The organism is Xanthomonas sp. LMC-A-07 (assembly GCF_030208825.1).
GTDB classification, from domain to species: Bacteria; Pseudomonadota; Gammaproteobacteria; order Xanthomonadales; family Xanthomonadaceae; genus Xanthomonas; species Xanthomonas campestris.
Genome location: NZ_JARVTF010000011.1, coordinates 212,834 through 226,828, shown reverse-complemented (window position 1 = coordinate 226,828; position 13,995 = coordinate 212,834). Strand labels below are relative to the sequence as shown.

The 13,995-nt window shown below is 64.5% G+C and carries 9 protein-coding genes; 4 read left to right on the top strand and 5 right to left on the bottom strand.

The features are described from left to right. Nucleotides 1–135 precede the first annotated feature (135 nt). From QRM89_RS12415 to QRM89_RS12405, 3 genes are all read right to left on the bottom strand, one after another. Nucleotides 136–756 (bottom strand): hypothetical protein, encoded by a 621-nt coding sequence (locus QRM89_RS12415; protein ID WP_285448136.1) that lies wholly within the window; start codon nucleotides 754–756, stop codon nucleotides 136–138. Between the two features lies 1 nt (nucleotide 757). Then, nucleotides 758–2,491 carry a S8 family peptidase gene (locus tag QRM89_RS12410; protein WP_285448135.1) on the bottom strand — a complete coding sequence of 578 codons (1,734 nt, stop codon included), beginning with the start codon at nucleotides 2,489–2,491 and terminating at the stop codon, nucleotides 758–760. An 838-nt stretch (nucleotides 2,492–3,329) separates the two neighbouring features. Then, nucleotides 3,330–5,708, bottom strand: coding sequence for a TonB-dependent receptor (locus tag QRM89_RS12405; RefSeq protein ID WP_285448134.1), 2,379 nt, complete (start codon nucleotides 5,706–5,708; stop codon nucleotides 3,330–3,332). Between the two features lie 377 nt (nucleotides 5,709–6,085). Between QRM89_RS12405 and fdhF the strand changes: the two genes are divergently transcribed. From fdhF to cydB, 4 genes are read left to right on the top strand one after another with little or no spacing between them, the layout of a single operon-like run. Then, nucleotides 6,086–9,058, top strand: a complete 2,973-nt coding sequence (fdhF, locus tag QRM89_RS12400) for a formate dehydrogenase subunit alpha (protein WP_285448133.1) — start codon at nucleotides 6,086–6,088, stop codon at nucleotides 9,056–9,058. Next, nucleotides 9,058–9,543 (top strand): DUF1641 domain-containing protein, encoded by a 486-nt coding sequence (locus QRM89_RS12395; RefSeq protein WP_014508348.1) that lies wholly within the window; start codon nucleotides 9,058–9,060, stop codon nucleotides 9,541–9,543. The genes fdhF and QRM89_RS12395 overlap by 1 nt, the downstream gene beginning before the upstream one ends. An 11-nt stretch (nucleotides 9,544–9,554) precedes the next feature. After that, entirely contained in the window at nucleotides 9,555–10,931 is a 1,377-nt protein-coding gene (locus QRM89_RS12390; RefSeq protein ID WP_285448132.1) for a cytochrome ubiquinol oxidase subunit I, read from the top strand. 42 nt (nucleotides 10,932–10,973) lie between these two features. Then, nucleotides 10,974–11,966 (top strand): cytochrome d ubiquinol oxidase subunit II, encoded by a 993-nt coding sequence (gene cydB / locus QRM89_RS12385; protein WP_285448131.1) that lies wholly within the window; start codon nucleotides 10,974–10,976, stop codon nucleotides 11,964–11,966. Between the two features lie 108 nt (nucleotides 11,967–12,074). Here cydB and QRM89_RS12380 read toward each other — a convergent pair whose 3' ends face one another. Continuing rightward, nucleotides 12,075–13,304 carry an MFS transporter gene (locus QRM89_RS12380; RefSeq protein ID WP_274347261.1) on the bottom strand — a complete coding sequence of 410 codons (1,230 nt, stop codon included), beginning with the start codon at nucleotides 13,302–13,304 and terminating at the stop codon, nucleotides 12,075–12,077. After that, a complete protein-coding gene (locus tag QRM89_RS12375; RefSeq protein ID WP_285448130.1) occupies nucleotides 13,301–13,723 on the bottom strand; it encodes a MarR family transcriptional regulator in 423 nt (140 codons plus the stop codon). The genes QRM89_RS12380 and QRM89_RS12375 overlap by 4 nt, the downstream gene beginning before the upstream one ends. Nucleotides 13,724–13,995: the final 272 nt, after the last annotated feature.

The window sequence follows — 13,995 nt, the reverse complement described above, 5'->3', positions numbered from 1 at the left end:
GTTATCCGTGGGTGCGCGTTGCTACACACGGCCGCTGACATCGCGCGTCGCACCTGTCAGGCGGGCCGGATCTAGCAGCGCAGCCTGTGCGCCCGAAAGGCTGGCCGCCAGCATCAGCCGGCAGCCAGCCTGCACTCACATCGGTTGCATGATCGATTGCGCCACCACGAGCGAGAGCTGCGCGCCGCCACTGTTGGCCTGCAGGCGAGCCAGCGCCTGTTGTGCCTTTTCTACCGAGGGATAGGCGATTACCGCGCTGTTATCCACGGTCGATGTATAGACGATGGTGCCCCCGGAGTTGCGCGCCAGCGCGATGGCATTGGTGGACGTGGTGGCGTTCACTTTCAGCTGCGGCCTCACCAGCACCACGCGCCCGTTGCGCTCGTTCACTGCTGCGGCGAGTGGTCGCTCCGTGCCGGAGGCTGATCGCGACCCGCTGCGCGCAGCGCCGGCCGGCGTGTCCAGGACCACCGCGTAAGGGCCGATCCGCGCGGCCACCGTTCCAGTGGGCCGCGCTGCAACGGGAGTGGCGCGATTTTTTTCAGCCGGCGATGCCGCGCCATCCGCAAACTCGGCCGGTAGCGGATCAAGCACCACCGTTCCCGGCAGCATGCGGTAGGTGTCCGGACCGGAGGTAAAACGTTCGCCGGTCGCCGCGGTACCGAGCGCCTGCGCGTCCATGAACTGCGCGGCCTGCGTGATGCCGCACGCACCGAAGGAAACGAGGAGTGCAGAGAGAACAAGCGTAGTCTTCATGTCAGTGCCCCAGGATACGAAGTTTGAAGTTCTGTAACGCCGCCGTGCTGGTCGGCTCGCTCATGTCGGTGATCTCCAGCGTCCACACGCCTTGCGCTCTTTCATCCAGAAACGCATTGCTGGACGTGAGGTCGATGTAGAAGCCGGTCTGTGCGTAGGCATCGGCATCCAGTAGCGAGAACGGCGTCATTACGTAGCTTCGCGTGCCGCTCGGCGACTCCAGCACCACGCGTAGATTGGCCGGCGTGCGGTGGGTGGTGGCCAACGACAGTTGCACCGCTTCCACCTTCATTGCCTGGGTGATGCGGATGCGTTGCTTGGCCGGTCGCGCCGGTCCACCGATCTGGCTTGCAGCCGCGGTGGAGGCAACCCATTGCGTATCACGCACCGGCGGCAGCGGCTTGAAGTAGGTCGCTTCGTAGACGGCTGCGGCGCCGTCGGCCAGGCCGAAGCCATACCAGTTGCTGAAATGATGCCCGGCGGCGTTGGTGATCCAGCCGGGGTCGATCACGCTGCCCTGGTAGACCGATGCGGGCTGCCAGGGATCGATCTGGCGCGCGGTCTTGGCCAGGATGTATTTGACATCGCGCGCGGTCAGGCTGGGGTTGGCACCGAGGATGAGCGCTGCAACACCGGAGACGGTTGGCGCCGCCGCAGATGTGCCGTTCATCAGTGCGCTGTAGTTGCACGACGCGTCGATCCTTGACGTGCTGCCGGTCAGTGCGTTTTCCACCGTGGTGCCATCCACGTTGTCACCCGCGCTGCAACCGCTGAGATCGGTGGTGACGATGGCCGGATCGTAGGCGAAGGGCGCGGTTTCAGGCGCGAAAACCTGCGCCGCATTGGGATAGAACTTGCGCTGGTAGCCGAACTCACCGCCCAGACCGGAGATCCACAACGCCGAACCGGATGACGAGTACGAGGCCCGCTTGCCGGTGGCGTCCACGCTGGCGACGACGACGGTGGCGGGCATATTGCTGAGTGGGTCCACGTTGGTGAGCAGGCAACCGACATTCAACGTGCGTGACAGGTCGCTGCAGAGATTGACGATCCTGCCTTCGGCGTCGCGGGCGCGAACACGCCTGAAGCTGTTGCCGGCCGACTTGATGTAGATGCCGCCCAGCCCGCCGCGTGTCGAGCGCATCAGCGCTTCCCAGGACTGACCCTCCTCCAATGAAACGTCGGGGTAGAAGTCCGGGGCCGAGCCCCAGCTGTTGTTGAAGACATCGAGATTGCGCGCCTCCGGCCCATCACCCCAGGAATAGCGGACCTCGGCATAACTTCCGGCAGAATCGCTGCCCAGGAAATCGAATCCGGCCAGCAAGGCCTCGGGTGCAACGCCGCGACCGCCGCGGCCATTCCAGCCAACCGCAGCGATGATGCCCGCCACCGACGTGCCGTGACCAAAGCCCGGGTCACTGGGCGTGGGATCGTGCGAGCCATTGCCGAAATTGTGCGACCCATTCGGGATGATGTTGCCAGCGAGATCTTCGTGGCCAATCTCCAGGCCGTCATCCACCACGCCCACGCGCACGCCGCGGCCGCGAATGCCCAGTGCATGCAGGAGATCAACGTCCATATCAGCGCCAGGCACGGGACGGCTGTCGCCAATCACCGGCTGCCCCTGGTTGGAGAGATGCCATTGGTAGCGATACAGCGGGTCGCCTGCGGCGCTGGCACGTGCAGTGCTTGCCGGCTGTGTGGCGCTGGCCAGCGTGGGGGGAGTTCCGATCACCAACGCGCCGATCACCAGCGCGAGGTATCGCCTGCGATGAATTGCATTCCGTTTGACTCCAGTGGAGGGGTGACACAGTCGAAGTGGCACAGACACCCGTCCGACCGATCAACATCGGCCGGCTCACACTCCATCGCGCAGGTAGGGCGGTCAGGCCTGCTGCTGTGGAACCTGTGTCTATGGCATGGGGTTGCGGTGCTTACCGCATGCGGCAGCAGCCGCGCCTATGCGGCGCGGGGGCGTGCGGACTGCACGCCGGGCATTCGGTGGGGTTTGTTGGAATAGGGCGAAGGCAGGAAGGCAGCAGCAGGCATCATGTCCATGTGTCCCGAAAGAGCCGGAAAAACGCATCCGCGTGCTTGACGATGGATGCGGCTGGTCCTCGATCGGCTCCCCTGTGCGCAGTTGCGCAGCCGACGCTGGCGATGCGAAGGCACCGGCAGCACCTTGATTAAAAGTGGGTGAGAGTTTGGCTGCAAGCCAAACACACATGGTATCGCGCGTGACCGGCCACGCACTTTATGTCAGTCACGTCGGGTTGCGTCGCCAATGCGAAGTTTGCAGGCGTCAAATCGCCCTGTTGTGCGCTGCTTTGTGCGGTTGCGATAAGTACAAGCAATGGCGATGCGCGGTTTTACTTCGCATTTCGAGCGTGGTGTGCTGGTGTGGCAAGTGGCGGTGTGGGATTGGCGCGGCGACGACACAACTCACCAGCAGGCAAAACACAGGCGTGCCCAGCGCCTGTGTTTTGCAAGCCACTTGTAGAGGCGTCGTATGCGCCTGCGCACTCATCGCGCGACAGCTTTGGGCTGGCGCGCGTAACGCGACCGTCGGTTGCCTACCAGCGATACGCCACCGACATCTGGTACTGGCGCCCGGCAATCGGGCGGCCCATGAACACGCCGCCGGTCGCAGCGCCGGGCACACGCACATTGCCTTCGGTCAAGCCCAGGGTGTCGGTCACATTGCTGCCGCTGGCCGTGACTTCCCAGTGGTCGCCCACGTGCAGGTTGGCGCCGATGTCCACCATGTCGTAGGACGGCAGGCGCTGGCGATTGGCCAGGTCTGCGAAGCGATCACCGATGTAGGAATAGGTGGCGAACACCTTGAGGTCGCCAAACGGCAGCATCCAGTAATAGCTGGGCGTCACGCGGAACTGGCGCTTGGGCTGACGCATCACCTGGTTGCCGGTAAATTCGCGGTAGTTGCGGTATTTCGCATCCAGCCACACGCCGGTGCCCGCCAGCTCGAAGCCGCCGAACGGGCGGATGGCACCTTCCACTTCAAGGCCGCGTGCGCGCGAGTCGCCCACCGCGGTGAAATTCTCGCCATTGGCCAGGAACGCCTGGAACGGCGAATTCTTGAAGGTGTTGTAGAACGCGGTGAGATACAGGTCGTAATTGCTGGCGCCGGACTTCAGTCCGAGCTCGTACTGGTCCACGTCCTGCACGCGGGTCTGGCCATCGCGCAGATTGTCGAAGCCGGGAAACTTGACCCCGGAGTTGGCGCGCGCGAACAGGCTGTTGTTGTCGTTGAGTCTGAAGTTCAGGCCGGCCGTCCACGAGAAGGCTTCATCGTCCTGGTCGATGCGGCGGGTGCTGGCCAACGCCAGCGAGGTGGCGTTGTCGTACACAGTGGCTGGGTTGCCGTCCAGGTCCACGGTTGCAGTGTCGTGCACGTCACCGGTGACGCTCTGGCGCTCGTAGCGTGCACCCAGGTCCAGGCGCAGGCGCTCGCTGAGTTCCCATTCGTCGGCAACAAAGGCGGCGATGTTCTCGCCGTCGTAGTTGGCGCGCAGATTGAGGAACGCGGTACTGGTAAATCCTTGACGCGTGGCCTGGCGCCCGTCTGCCAGGTCCACATCGATGCGGCGCGCGTTGTTCTGCGCGGTGAGCAACATGGTGTTGCCCAGGTACCAGGTGTCTGCGGAGGAATACTTGGCGTAGTACGCGCCCACGGTGAGCGTGTTGCCGGCGAACAGCTCGCGGCTCAGGCGCAGATCGTTGGTGAAGGAGTTCAAACGTTTGTCCACCGACCACCAGCCGGCTTCCAGTACTTGCTGGTTGGGGTCGACCGCGCCGCCGCCGTTGGTGAATCTGCCACTGCCGGTGGTGCCGTAACCGGCAATGAAGTCGCCCAGCCGCTGCGGCGCATCGCCGGTGAACAGGGCATAGGTGGGCGCGGTGCCCGCCATCAGGTTGAAGCGATCAGCAACCGTCCAGCCGCCCACATCCCAGTTCAATTCGCCACCGAATACATCGATGTTGACGCCGCGCCCGTCGGCCAGGTCGCGCTGGATGGTTTCGCCGTTCGGGCCGACCAGTAGATCCACATTGCGGAAGTCGCGGCCGAGCAGGGTGCCGGTCTGCGCGTTCAAACCGGGGAAGCTGGACAAGTCGTTGCCGTTGTTGCGCGAGAGCAGCGGAATAGCGGTGTAGAAGGCGTTGTTATCATCGGTGTGGCGTGCATAGAACGACAACTCGCCGCTGTCCCAGCGCTTGCTCAAGGTGGCACTGAACTGGCCACCCTTGTCGGCGGAAAACTGTGGGTCGCGCACGCCATCGGTCTCACGGAAGAAACCGCCGATGCTGTAGTACCAGCCGTTGCCCATCGGCCCGCTGTTGAACACATCGATGCGACGCAGCGCATTGTTGCCGCCGGTCAGGCGCACGCTGCCTTCGGGTTCGTCCTGGCCTTTTTTCTGAATGAAATTGACGGTGAGGCCGGGCTGGCCGTTGGAGAAGATCGGGCTGGAGCCGCCGCGCAGCACCTCCATCCGCTCGACTGTGTCATCAACACGAAAGAGCGTGGAGTTTTCCAGGAACGATAAGGTCGGCGGCGGAAATAAGGGCGCGCCGTCCAGCTGCATGGTCACGAACGGCGCGTCGCCTTCGGAGGGCATGCCGCGTACGAAGATGTTCGCACCGGTGCCGCCACCGCTGGGCTCGGCCCACACGCCCGGCACGATCTTCAACAGATCCGCCGTGCTTTGCGGCACCGCTTGCTGAATCTGTTCGGGGCTGGCGGTGGTGATCGAAAAACTCGCATCGCGCTTGGCCAGACCCTTGAAGCGGGCCGTGCCGCTGACAATCACCGCGTCCAGCGTAGTGGCGTCTTGCTTGCCTGCGTCCGGGGATGCGGTCTGCGCGTGTGCGAGCGGTGCAAGCAGGGCGCCGATTGCAAGCGACAGTGCGTAGCGGGGCATGGATGAGGTCATGGGTGCTCTCCTGGGTGGCAGCAAAGAGGCAGGCAGTGCGGCGGGGGCCGGCATGCCGCCTGAAAGGTGACCAGCCGCACATGACGGAACTGGCGCCTGCAACATGCCAACGCATGCTGCGTTGCTGTTCTAACGGAGTCGCCGGCAAAAGCTGTTGTGCGCCGCGTCAAGCGTTCGATGCGCGCAAATACCGCCTGCAGCCACGCCGAAGATCAACGCAGCGTGTGCAATGCATTCACACGTGTTTTGCAAGCGCGTGCTTAGCGTGAGGCGTGCGGCATTGCTGTCGCACAGGCGCGCAGTGTTGCGCGACCTGCCACCCCCCGGCAGGTATGGCGTGCCAACACGGCGCTGTCTGCCGCAGACAAGGGCACCTGATGCAACACGGCAGTCACTGCACCGTGGTCTACGACGGCAAGACGCTGCACGGCCAGGCGGATATTCCGCTGATCGAGTTTCTGAGTGGGCACGGCATCGACCTGTCCCACATCTGTTATCACCCCGCGTTGGGCGCACCGCAGACCTGCGATGTGTGTTGGGTCGAAGTGGGCGGCGAATTGGTGCGCGGCTGCACGCTGCGCAGCCACGATGGGCTAGAAGTGTCCAGTACGGTCGAGCGCGCGCATGCCGCGCGCCACGAAGGCATGGACCGCGTGCTGGCCAAGCACGAGCTCTACTGCACGCTATGCGAGCACAACACCGGCGATTGCACGCTGCACAACACGTTCGCCGACATGAAGATGCCGATCCAGCGTTACGCCTTCCAGCGCAAGCCGTACGAAAAGGATCACAGCAACCCGTTCTACACCTACGATCCAGATCAATGCATCCTGTGCGGCCGCTGCGTGGAAGCCTGCCAGAAAGTCGAGGTCAACGAGACCTTGTCCATCGATTTTTCGATGGAGCACCCGCGCGTGCTGTGGGACGGCGGCAAGCCCATCAACGAGTCCAGCTGTGTCAGTTGCGGCCACTGCGTGACGGTGTGCCCGTGCAATGCGTTGCTGGAAAAGACCATGCAGCCGGATGCCGGGCCGCTGACCGCATTGCCGCAAGAGTTGAAGCGGCCGATGATCGATATGGTCAAGACGCTGGAAAACACCATCGGCGCACCGCCGATCACCGGTGTATCGGTGCTGGACATGCACTGGCGGCAGCCGGAGATCAAACGCACCAAGACCGTGTGCACCTATTGCGGGGTGGGGTGCTCGTTCGAGATGTGGACGCGCGACCGCCACCTGCTCAAGGTGCAACCGGTGGTGGATGCACCCGCCAACGGCATTTCCACCTGCGTCAAAGGCAAGTTTGCGTGGGATTTCGTCAACGACCCCAAGCGGCTCACCACGCCGTTGATCCGCGAGCACGGCCGCTTCCGCGAGGCAAGTTGGGACGAGGCCTTGGCACTGGTGGCGCGTCGGCTGCTGGAGATACGCGACCTCCACGGCGCGCAGAGCATCGGCTTCATCGGCTCCAGCAAGGCCAGCAACGAAGAGGCCTACCTCACCCAGAAGATCGCGCGCCTGATCATCGGTACCAACAGCGTCGACAACTCCTCGCGCTATTGCCAGAACCCGGCCACCGAGGGCCTGTTCCGCACCGTCGGCTACGGCGGCGACGCCGGCACCATCGCCGATCTGCAGCAGGCCGAACTGGTGGTGATCGTCGGCAGTAACCTGGCCGAGAACCATCCGGTGATCGCCTCCAAGCTCAAGGCGGCGCGCAAGCTGCACGGGCAGAAGCTCATCGTGGTGGATCCGCGCAAGCACGAGATGGCCGAACGCGCGGACCTGTTCCTGCGCCCCGTGCCCAGCACCGATATCGTGTGGGCATCGGCACTGTCGCGCTACATGTTCGACAACGGCTACGCGGATATGCAGTTCCTTGCACAGCGTGTCAATCAGGTGGACGAATACCGCCAGTCGCTGGAGCCGTTCACGTTGGACTATGCAGCGCAGATCACCGGCCTGTGCCGCGAACAGTTGGTGGAGGCGGGCGAGATGATTGGCCGCGCGCGCTCGGTCTGCATCGTCTGGGCCATGGGCATCACCCAGCACACGCACGGCGCCGATACCAGCACCGCGCTCTCCAACCTGTTGTTGGTCACCGGCAATTACGGCCGCCCCGGCACCGGTGGCTACCCGATGCGCGGCCACAACAATGTGCAAGGCGCCAGCGACTTCGGCTGCCTCAAGAACATGTACCCCGGCTACGAAAGCATCTCTGACCCGGCCGTGCGCAACAAGTGGGCACAGGCCTGGCATGTACCGGCCGAGCAGTTGTCGTTGGAGGTGGGCTCGGACAACTTCATGATGGTGCAACAGGCCGACAAGGGCGAGATCCGCGCCATGTACGTGATCGGCGAGGAAACCGCGTTTTCCGATGCCGATGCGCGCAATGTGCACCGCGGCTTCTCCAAGCTGGACTTCATGGTGGTGCAGGACCTGTTCTTCAGCCGTACCGCCGAATTTGCGGATGTGGTGTTGCCGGCGTGCCCCAGCGTCGAGAAGGACGGCACCTTCGTCAACACCGAACGCCGTATCCAACGCTTCCACCAGGTATTTCCACCGCTCGGCCAGAGCCGGCCGGATTGGCAGATTCTCACCGAACTCGCCGCACGCATGGGCCACGAGTGGGGCTACACCCATCCCAGCCAGATCATGGACGAGGTGGCCCGCATCGCTGCGCTGTTCAAGGGCGTGAGCTACCAGCGGCTGGAAGGCTGGCGCTCTCTGCTCTGGCCGATGCAGGACGATGGCCGCGATACGCCGCTGCTCTACACCGAGCGCTTCCACACCGACGACGGCAAGGCACGCCTGCATCCGCTGCAATGGAAGCGCCCGGGTGAGGAGGCCGATGCGCAATTCGATCTGATGCTGGACAACGGCCGCATGCTCGAACAGTTCCAGGGCACGAATCAGACCGGCCGCGGGCCGCGGCTGTGGTCGCTGGCACCGAACTGGTTTGTCGAAGTCAGCCCGCAGCTGGCGGCCGAGCGCGGCTTGCAGGAAGGCGATTGGGTCAAGCTCAGTTCGCGGCGTGGTTCGCTTGAGGTACCGGTGGTGATCACCGATCGCGTTGCCGGCAACACGCTGTTCCTGCCCATCCACCAGGGCAAGCCCGGCATCAATCTGCTCACCGGCGAGCATCACGACCCCGACGTCAACACACCGGCCTACAAAGAGTTGGCAGTACGCATGGAGCCGCTGGGCCGCACCGGCAAACCGCCGCTGCCTGCGCATAACTTCCGCCACGGGCAGCGCACGCCCAACGATGGCGTGCCGGTACAGCAGAAATGGGCGCGCGAAGACTATGTCGCGCCGCCGGCCCGCGCACCGCACCCGGAGAGATTCTGATGGCCGAACCCCTGGACTACGACGTCAAGCCCACACCGATCGGGCCCACCGCGCGCGAAGAACTCGACCGCCTGCTCGAGACCCTGCACCAGCGCGGGATACTGCGCCTGGCCAACGACCTGGTCGGCGCGCAGGACAAGCTGGCCAAGGTGCTGGTCGATGGCATCAACCAGCCAGGGCCACTCAATGCCCTGCAGAACGTCTCGATCCTGGCGATGGCGGTGTCGCGCATTCCGCCCAGCCAGTTCTACAAGGTGGTGTTTGCCGGCAAGGACGCGCTGGACCAGATCGCGCGCAGCCGTGCGCAGACTGCAGCCCAGGGCGAGGCGCCCGGCCTGCGCGGTGCGTATCGGCTGCTGCAGGACGAGGCTGTGTGGAATGCGATCACGCCAGTGCTCGATGGCCTGAAAGCCTTCGCCGCCGGCCTGGACAAGCAGGTCGACAAGCCGATCTCCGCCTTCAGCGGCAAGCCCAGCGAGAGCTGAGTAAAGGCGCCATGCAGGCTTCCGAACACGCCTTGCTACTGGTGCGCGGCCAGTTCGCCTTCACCATCGGCATGCATATCGTGCTGGCCGCCTTCACCATGGGGTTGGCGAACTTCCTGATGGTGCTCGAAGCGCTGTGGCTGCGTACGCGAAGGCGCGTGTACATGGACGTGTACAACTACTGGTTGAAGCTCTTTGCACTCACCACGGCCGCCGGCGTGGTGACCGGTATCCCGATGGAGTTCGTGTTCGGCTTGCACTGGGGGCGCTTGTCCGGCGCGGCTGGTGCAGTGATCGGCCCGTTGATGTTCTTCGAAGTCCTGGTGGCGTTTTTCCTGGAGGCCGGGTTCCTGGGCATCATGTTGTTCGGCATGAAAAAAGTCGGCCGCCGTGTGCATTTCTTTGCCACCTGCATGGTGGCACTGGGCGCATTGGTGAGCGCGTTCTGGATCCTGTCCGCCAACTCGTGGTTGCACACGCCGGCCGGATTCGCACGCGCTGCCGACGGCAACTTCCTGCCGGTGGACTGGCTGCGCATTATCTTCAACCCATCGTTTCCCTGGCGCATGCTGCATATGAGCCTGGCTGCGTTCCTGGCCACTGCAGCGATCATCGCGGCGGTGGGCGCATGGCATGTGCTGCGCGATACCCACAATCCGGGCGCGCGGCTGATGTTTTCGATGGGCCTGTGGGTGATCGCCATTGTCGCGCCCCTGCAGTTGCTGGCCGGCGACCTGCATGGGCGCAATACGCTGGAACACCAGCCGCAAAAACTCGCGGCGATTGAAGGCAGTTGGCAGCGGCCGCCGGCAGGCGAGGGCGAACCGCTGCGGCTGTTCGCCATTCCCGATCTGCAGGCGCAGCGCAATCGCCATGAGCTGGCCATCCCGCACCTGGGCTCGCTGTACTTGCGCCACAACTGGACCGGCACCATTGCCGGCCTGCGTGAATTTCCCCGCAGCGATCTGCCACCGGTGCCCATTGTGTTCTTCTTCGCCTTCCGGGCCATGGTCGGGCTGGGCCTGTTGCTGATTGCGGTGGGCATGCTCAGCTTGGTGCTGCGCGCGCGCGGGCGCCTTTACGAGGCGCGCTGGTTGCAACGGGTGGTGGTGGTCATGGCGCCATCGGGCATGCTGGCCATGCTGTGCGGCTGGGTGGTGACCGAGGTCGGCCGGCAACCTTTCACCGTGTATGGGCTGCTGCGCACCGCGCATAGCACCTCGCCACTGTCGCTGCCGATGGTTGCCAGCTCCAGCGTGGCGATTCTGGTGCTGTACCCGCTGGTCTTCGGGCTCGGCCTGTTCCTGTTGCTGCGCGTGCTGCGTCGGCCGCCGCACGCGCGCGAACGCGGGCCAGCGCCGGGCCTGGCCGATCAGACCGGCAACTGATGCATTTCGTGGAGCGTGTTTGTGCATCTCTCCGTTGAACTCATGCAACACCTGTCGGCCGCCGCGCTGGCCTTCACCGTGGTCACCTACGTGGTGCTGGATGGCACCGACCTGGGGGTGGGCATGTTGTTCGCGGCCAATCGCAGCGATGCGGATCGGCACCTGATGGCCTATTCGATCCTGCCGGTGTGGGACGGCAACGAAACCTGGCTGGTGCTGGGCGGCGGCAGCCTATTGGCGATGTTTCCCAGCGCATACGCCATTTTTCTCAATGCGACCTATGTGCCGCTGGTTGTCATGCTGCTGGCGCTGATCTGTCGCGGCGTCGCACTCGAATACCGTGACCAGCTCGGCACTGATCGCCGTCGCCGCGTGCTGGATGTGGTGTTCATGGTGGCATCGCTGCTGGCCACCTTTTGCCAGGGCGTGGTGGCGGGCACGTATCTGGCCGGCGTTGCGCACCGTGCCGGGCAATACGCCGGCAACGGCCGGGAATGGCTGCAGCCGTTCCCGCTGTTCTGCGGCGTCGCGCTGGTGGTGGGCTACCTGCTGCTGGGGGTGTGTTGGTTGGTATGGCGCAGCGAGGGGAAGCTGCAACAGCGTGCACGGCACCAGGCGCGTGTGCTGGGCATCGTATTGGTCGCACTGCTCATGCTGGGCGTGGTCTGGCTTGCACGGCTGACGCCGAGCTACGCGCAGCGGCTGGGCGATGCGCACATCAGCGTGCCGCTCGGGACATCGGTGCTCGGCCTGATGGCGGCGATGTATCTGCTGATGCGCAGCCGCCATGCATTCCTGCCGTTGTTTGCGGTGCTGGGCGTGGTCGTGGCCACATACGCCGGTGTGCTGGCCATCGTGTATCCGATGGTGCTGCCGCCAGACATCACCCTCGCACAGGCGGCATCGCCCCCGGCAAGCCAGGGCGTGATGCTGTTGGCCTTTGCGGTGCTGGTGCCGTGCACGCTGGCCTACAGCAGTTATGGCTTTTACGTGTTCCGCGGCAAGGTCAAGCCACGCGGGCATGCGGCGGAGTGACGCGTGCCTGGAGCAATCAGCGATGTAAGCCATCGCTTTGATGGGCCTCGCATCCAACGTCTTGCCTAGACGGCGCTAGCCGCCGCTTTGCCACTGCCACCGTCCGCCTTACGCCACCGCAACGCGGCGCACGGGCACTGCTTCACGAATCGGCAGGTTCACCAACGCCGCCGCAACGGCCAAAACGATGTCGCCGTACCACATCCACAGGTAGTTGCCGGAGTGTTCCAGCGCCAGGCCGCCCAGCCACGCGCCGAAGAAGCCGCCGAGCTGGTGCGACAACAGCATCAATCCGAACAAGGTGCCCAGATAGCGCGGGCCAAACAGCTTGCCGATCAAGCCGGCCGTAGGCGGTACCGTGGCCAGCCAGGTGAATCCCAATCCCGCGGCGAACAGGTAGAACGTCAGCGGTGTAGGCGGCGCGATCAGGTACAGGCCGATCATCACCGCGCGGCTGGCATACATCGCGGTGAGCAACCACTTCATGCGGACGCGCTCGCCCAGCTTGCCGATCGTGAGGCTGCCGGCTACGTTGAACAGGCCGATCAACGCGATCGACACCGCCGACACGCTGGCCGGCAAACCACACAGCGCCACCTCGCCAGGGAGGTGCGTGACCAGGAAGGCGATGTGCACGCCGCAGGTGAAAAAGCCCAGATGCAGGCACCAATAACTGCGATCGCGCAGCGCCAGCTGCAACTGCGCACGCAAGCTGATCTCCCCGGCAACTGCGCCCATGTGCGCATCGGTTGCAGATGGCACGCGCCGCAGCGGCCAGGCCAGCGGCAGGGTCAGCAGCGACACCAGTGCCAGCCCGGTCATCGCCTTGGCCCAGCCGGCCGCGCCGATCGTGAGCTGGACCAGCGGCGCAAACACGAACTGGCCAAGCGAGCCACCCGCGTTGATCAGGCCCGCCGCGAACGAGCGCCGCTCCGGCGCGATGCGGTGCGCGGTGGCGCCGATCAGTACCGAAAAACTGCCGGCGCCGGCACCGGCTGCCGCCAGCACGCCAAGCGACACGATCAAGCCCCATTCGCTGGTCCACCACGGCGCCAGGCCCAATCCCGCTGCCAACAGCACGCCGCCGAACATCAGCACCGGAAGCGGCCCGCGCTGATCGGCGATCGCACCGAACACCGGTTGCACCGCGCCCCAGACCAATTGCCCGATCGCTAGCGCAAAACTGATCGATGCAATCCCGATGCCGGTCTGGCGATGGATCGGCTCCACGAACAATCCGGTGGTCTGGCGCGCGCCCATGGTCAGCATCAGCATCGCCGAGGCGGTGACCAGCAAACCCCAGTGCGCACGCGCGCGTGGCGCCGCAGACGTGCTCATGCGTGTGTCTCCAGCACGGCATCCAGACGTGCCAGTGTTGCATGCAGCTGCGCGGTGGGGGCTGCGCCGAACAGCGTCTCCAGCTGCACCTGCGCCGCGTGCCAATGCGGGCGTGCGCGCACCAGCAGTCCACGGCCGCTGCGGCTCAGGCGTATCCATTTTTGCCGAGCATCCTCGCCGCGCTGGGTCGTAATCCAGCCCGCTGTCAGCAGCGGTTTGAGGTTGCGGGTGAGGGTGGTGCGGTCCATGCCCAGCGTGCTGGCCAACGTACCGAGCGACTGGGCCACCTCCAGCCGGCGCAGGATCGAATACTCATTGAGGCTTAGCCCGACCGGCGCCAGCGCGTGGTCATACAACTGCGAGACCCGGCGCGCCGCGCGGCGCAGATGGAAGCAGGTGCAGTGGGAGAGGCTGAGCATGCGGTGTCTCCACGAGGTTGTGGCATTCTGGGTGCATATGCACCTAGTCGCAACTGGCGTGCTTGAGGAGGATCGTTTGCGCGCCACCTGGCTCCGACGACGGATGAGCCGCTGCCTGCATCATGCGGCGATCAATCGCAGCATCTGCCCAGGAATGTCATGCTGCTGCAGAGCACTGTTCTGCAAAATATCGGCGGAGCGGTGTATCGGTCTCTGCGCCCGCAGTCTGGCAAGCGACGTAGCGCGCTCGACCGATGCACCACCACTACCAA

Bases quoted from the DNA above. Each gene is read 5' to 3' on its own strand.
- cydB (WP_285448131.1), top strand. From the start codon at position 10,974: ATGCAACACCTGTCGGCCGCCGCGCTGGCCTTCACCGTGGTCACCTAC.
- QRM89_RS12395 (WP_014508348.1), top strand. From the start codon at position 9,058: ATGGCCGAACCCCTGGACTACGACGTCAAGCCCACACCGATCGGGCCC.
- fdhF (WP_285448133.1), top strand. From the start codon at position 6,086: ATGCAACACGGCAGTCACTGCACCGTGGTCTACGACGGCAAGACGCTG.
- QRM89_RS12405 (WP_285448134.1), bottom strand. From the start codon at position 5,708: ATGACCTCATCCATGCCCCGCTACGCACTGTCGCTTGCAATCGGCGCC.
- QRM89_RS12390 (WP_285448132.1), top strand. From the start codon at position 9,555: ATGCAGGCTTCCGAACACGCCTTGCTACTGGTGCGCGGCCAGTTCGCC.
- QRM89_RS12380 (WP_274347261.1), bottom strand. From the start codon at position 13,304: ATGAGCACGTCTGCGGCGCCACGCGCGCGTGCGCACTGGGGTTTGCTG.
- QRM89_RS12375 (WP_285448130.1), bottom strand. From the start codon at position 13,723: ATGCTCAGCCTCTCCCACTGCACCTGCTTCCATCTGCGCCGCGCGGCG.
- QRM89_RS12415 (WP_285448136.1), bottom strand. From the start codon at position 756: ATGAAGACTACGCTTGTTCTCTCTGCACTCCTCGTTTCCTTCGGTGCG.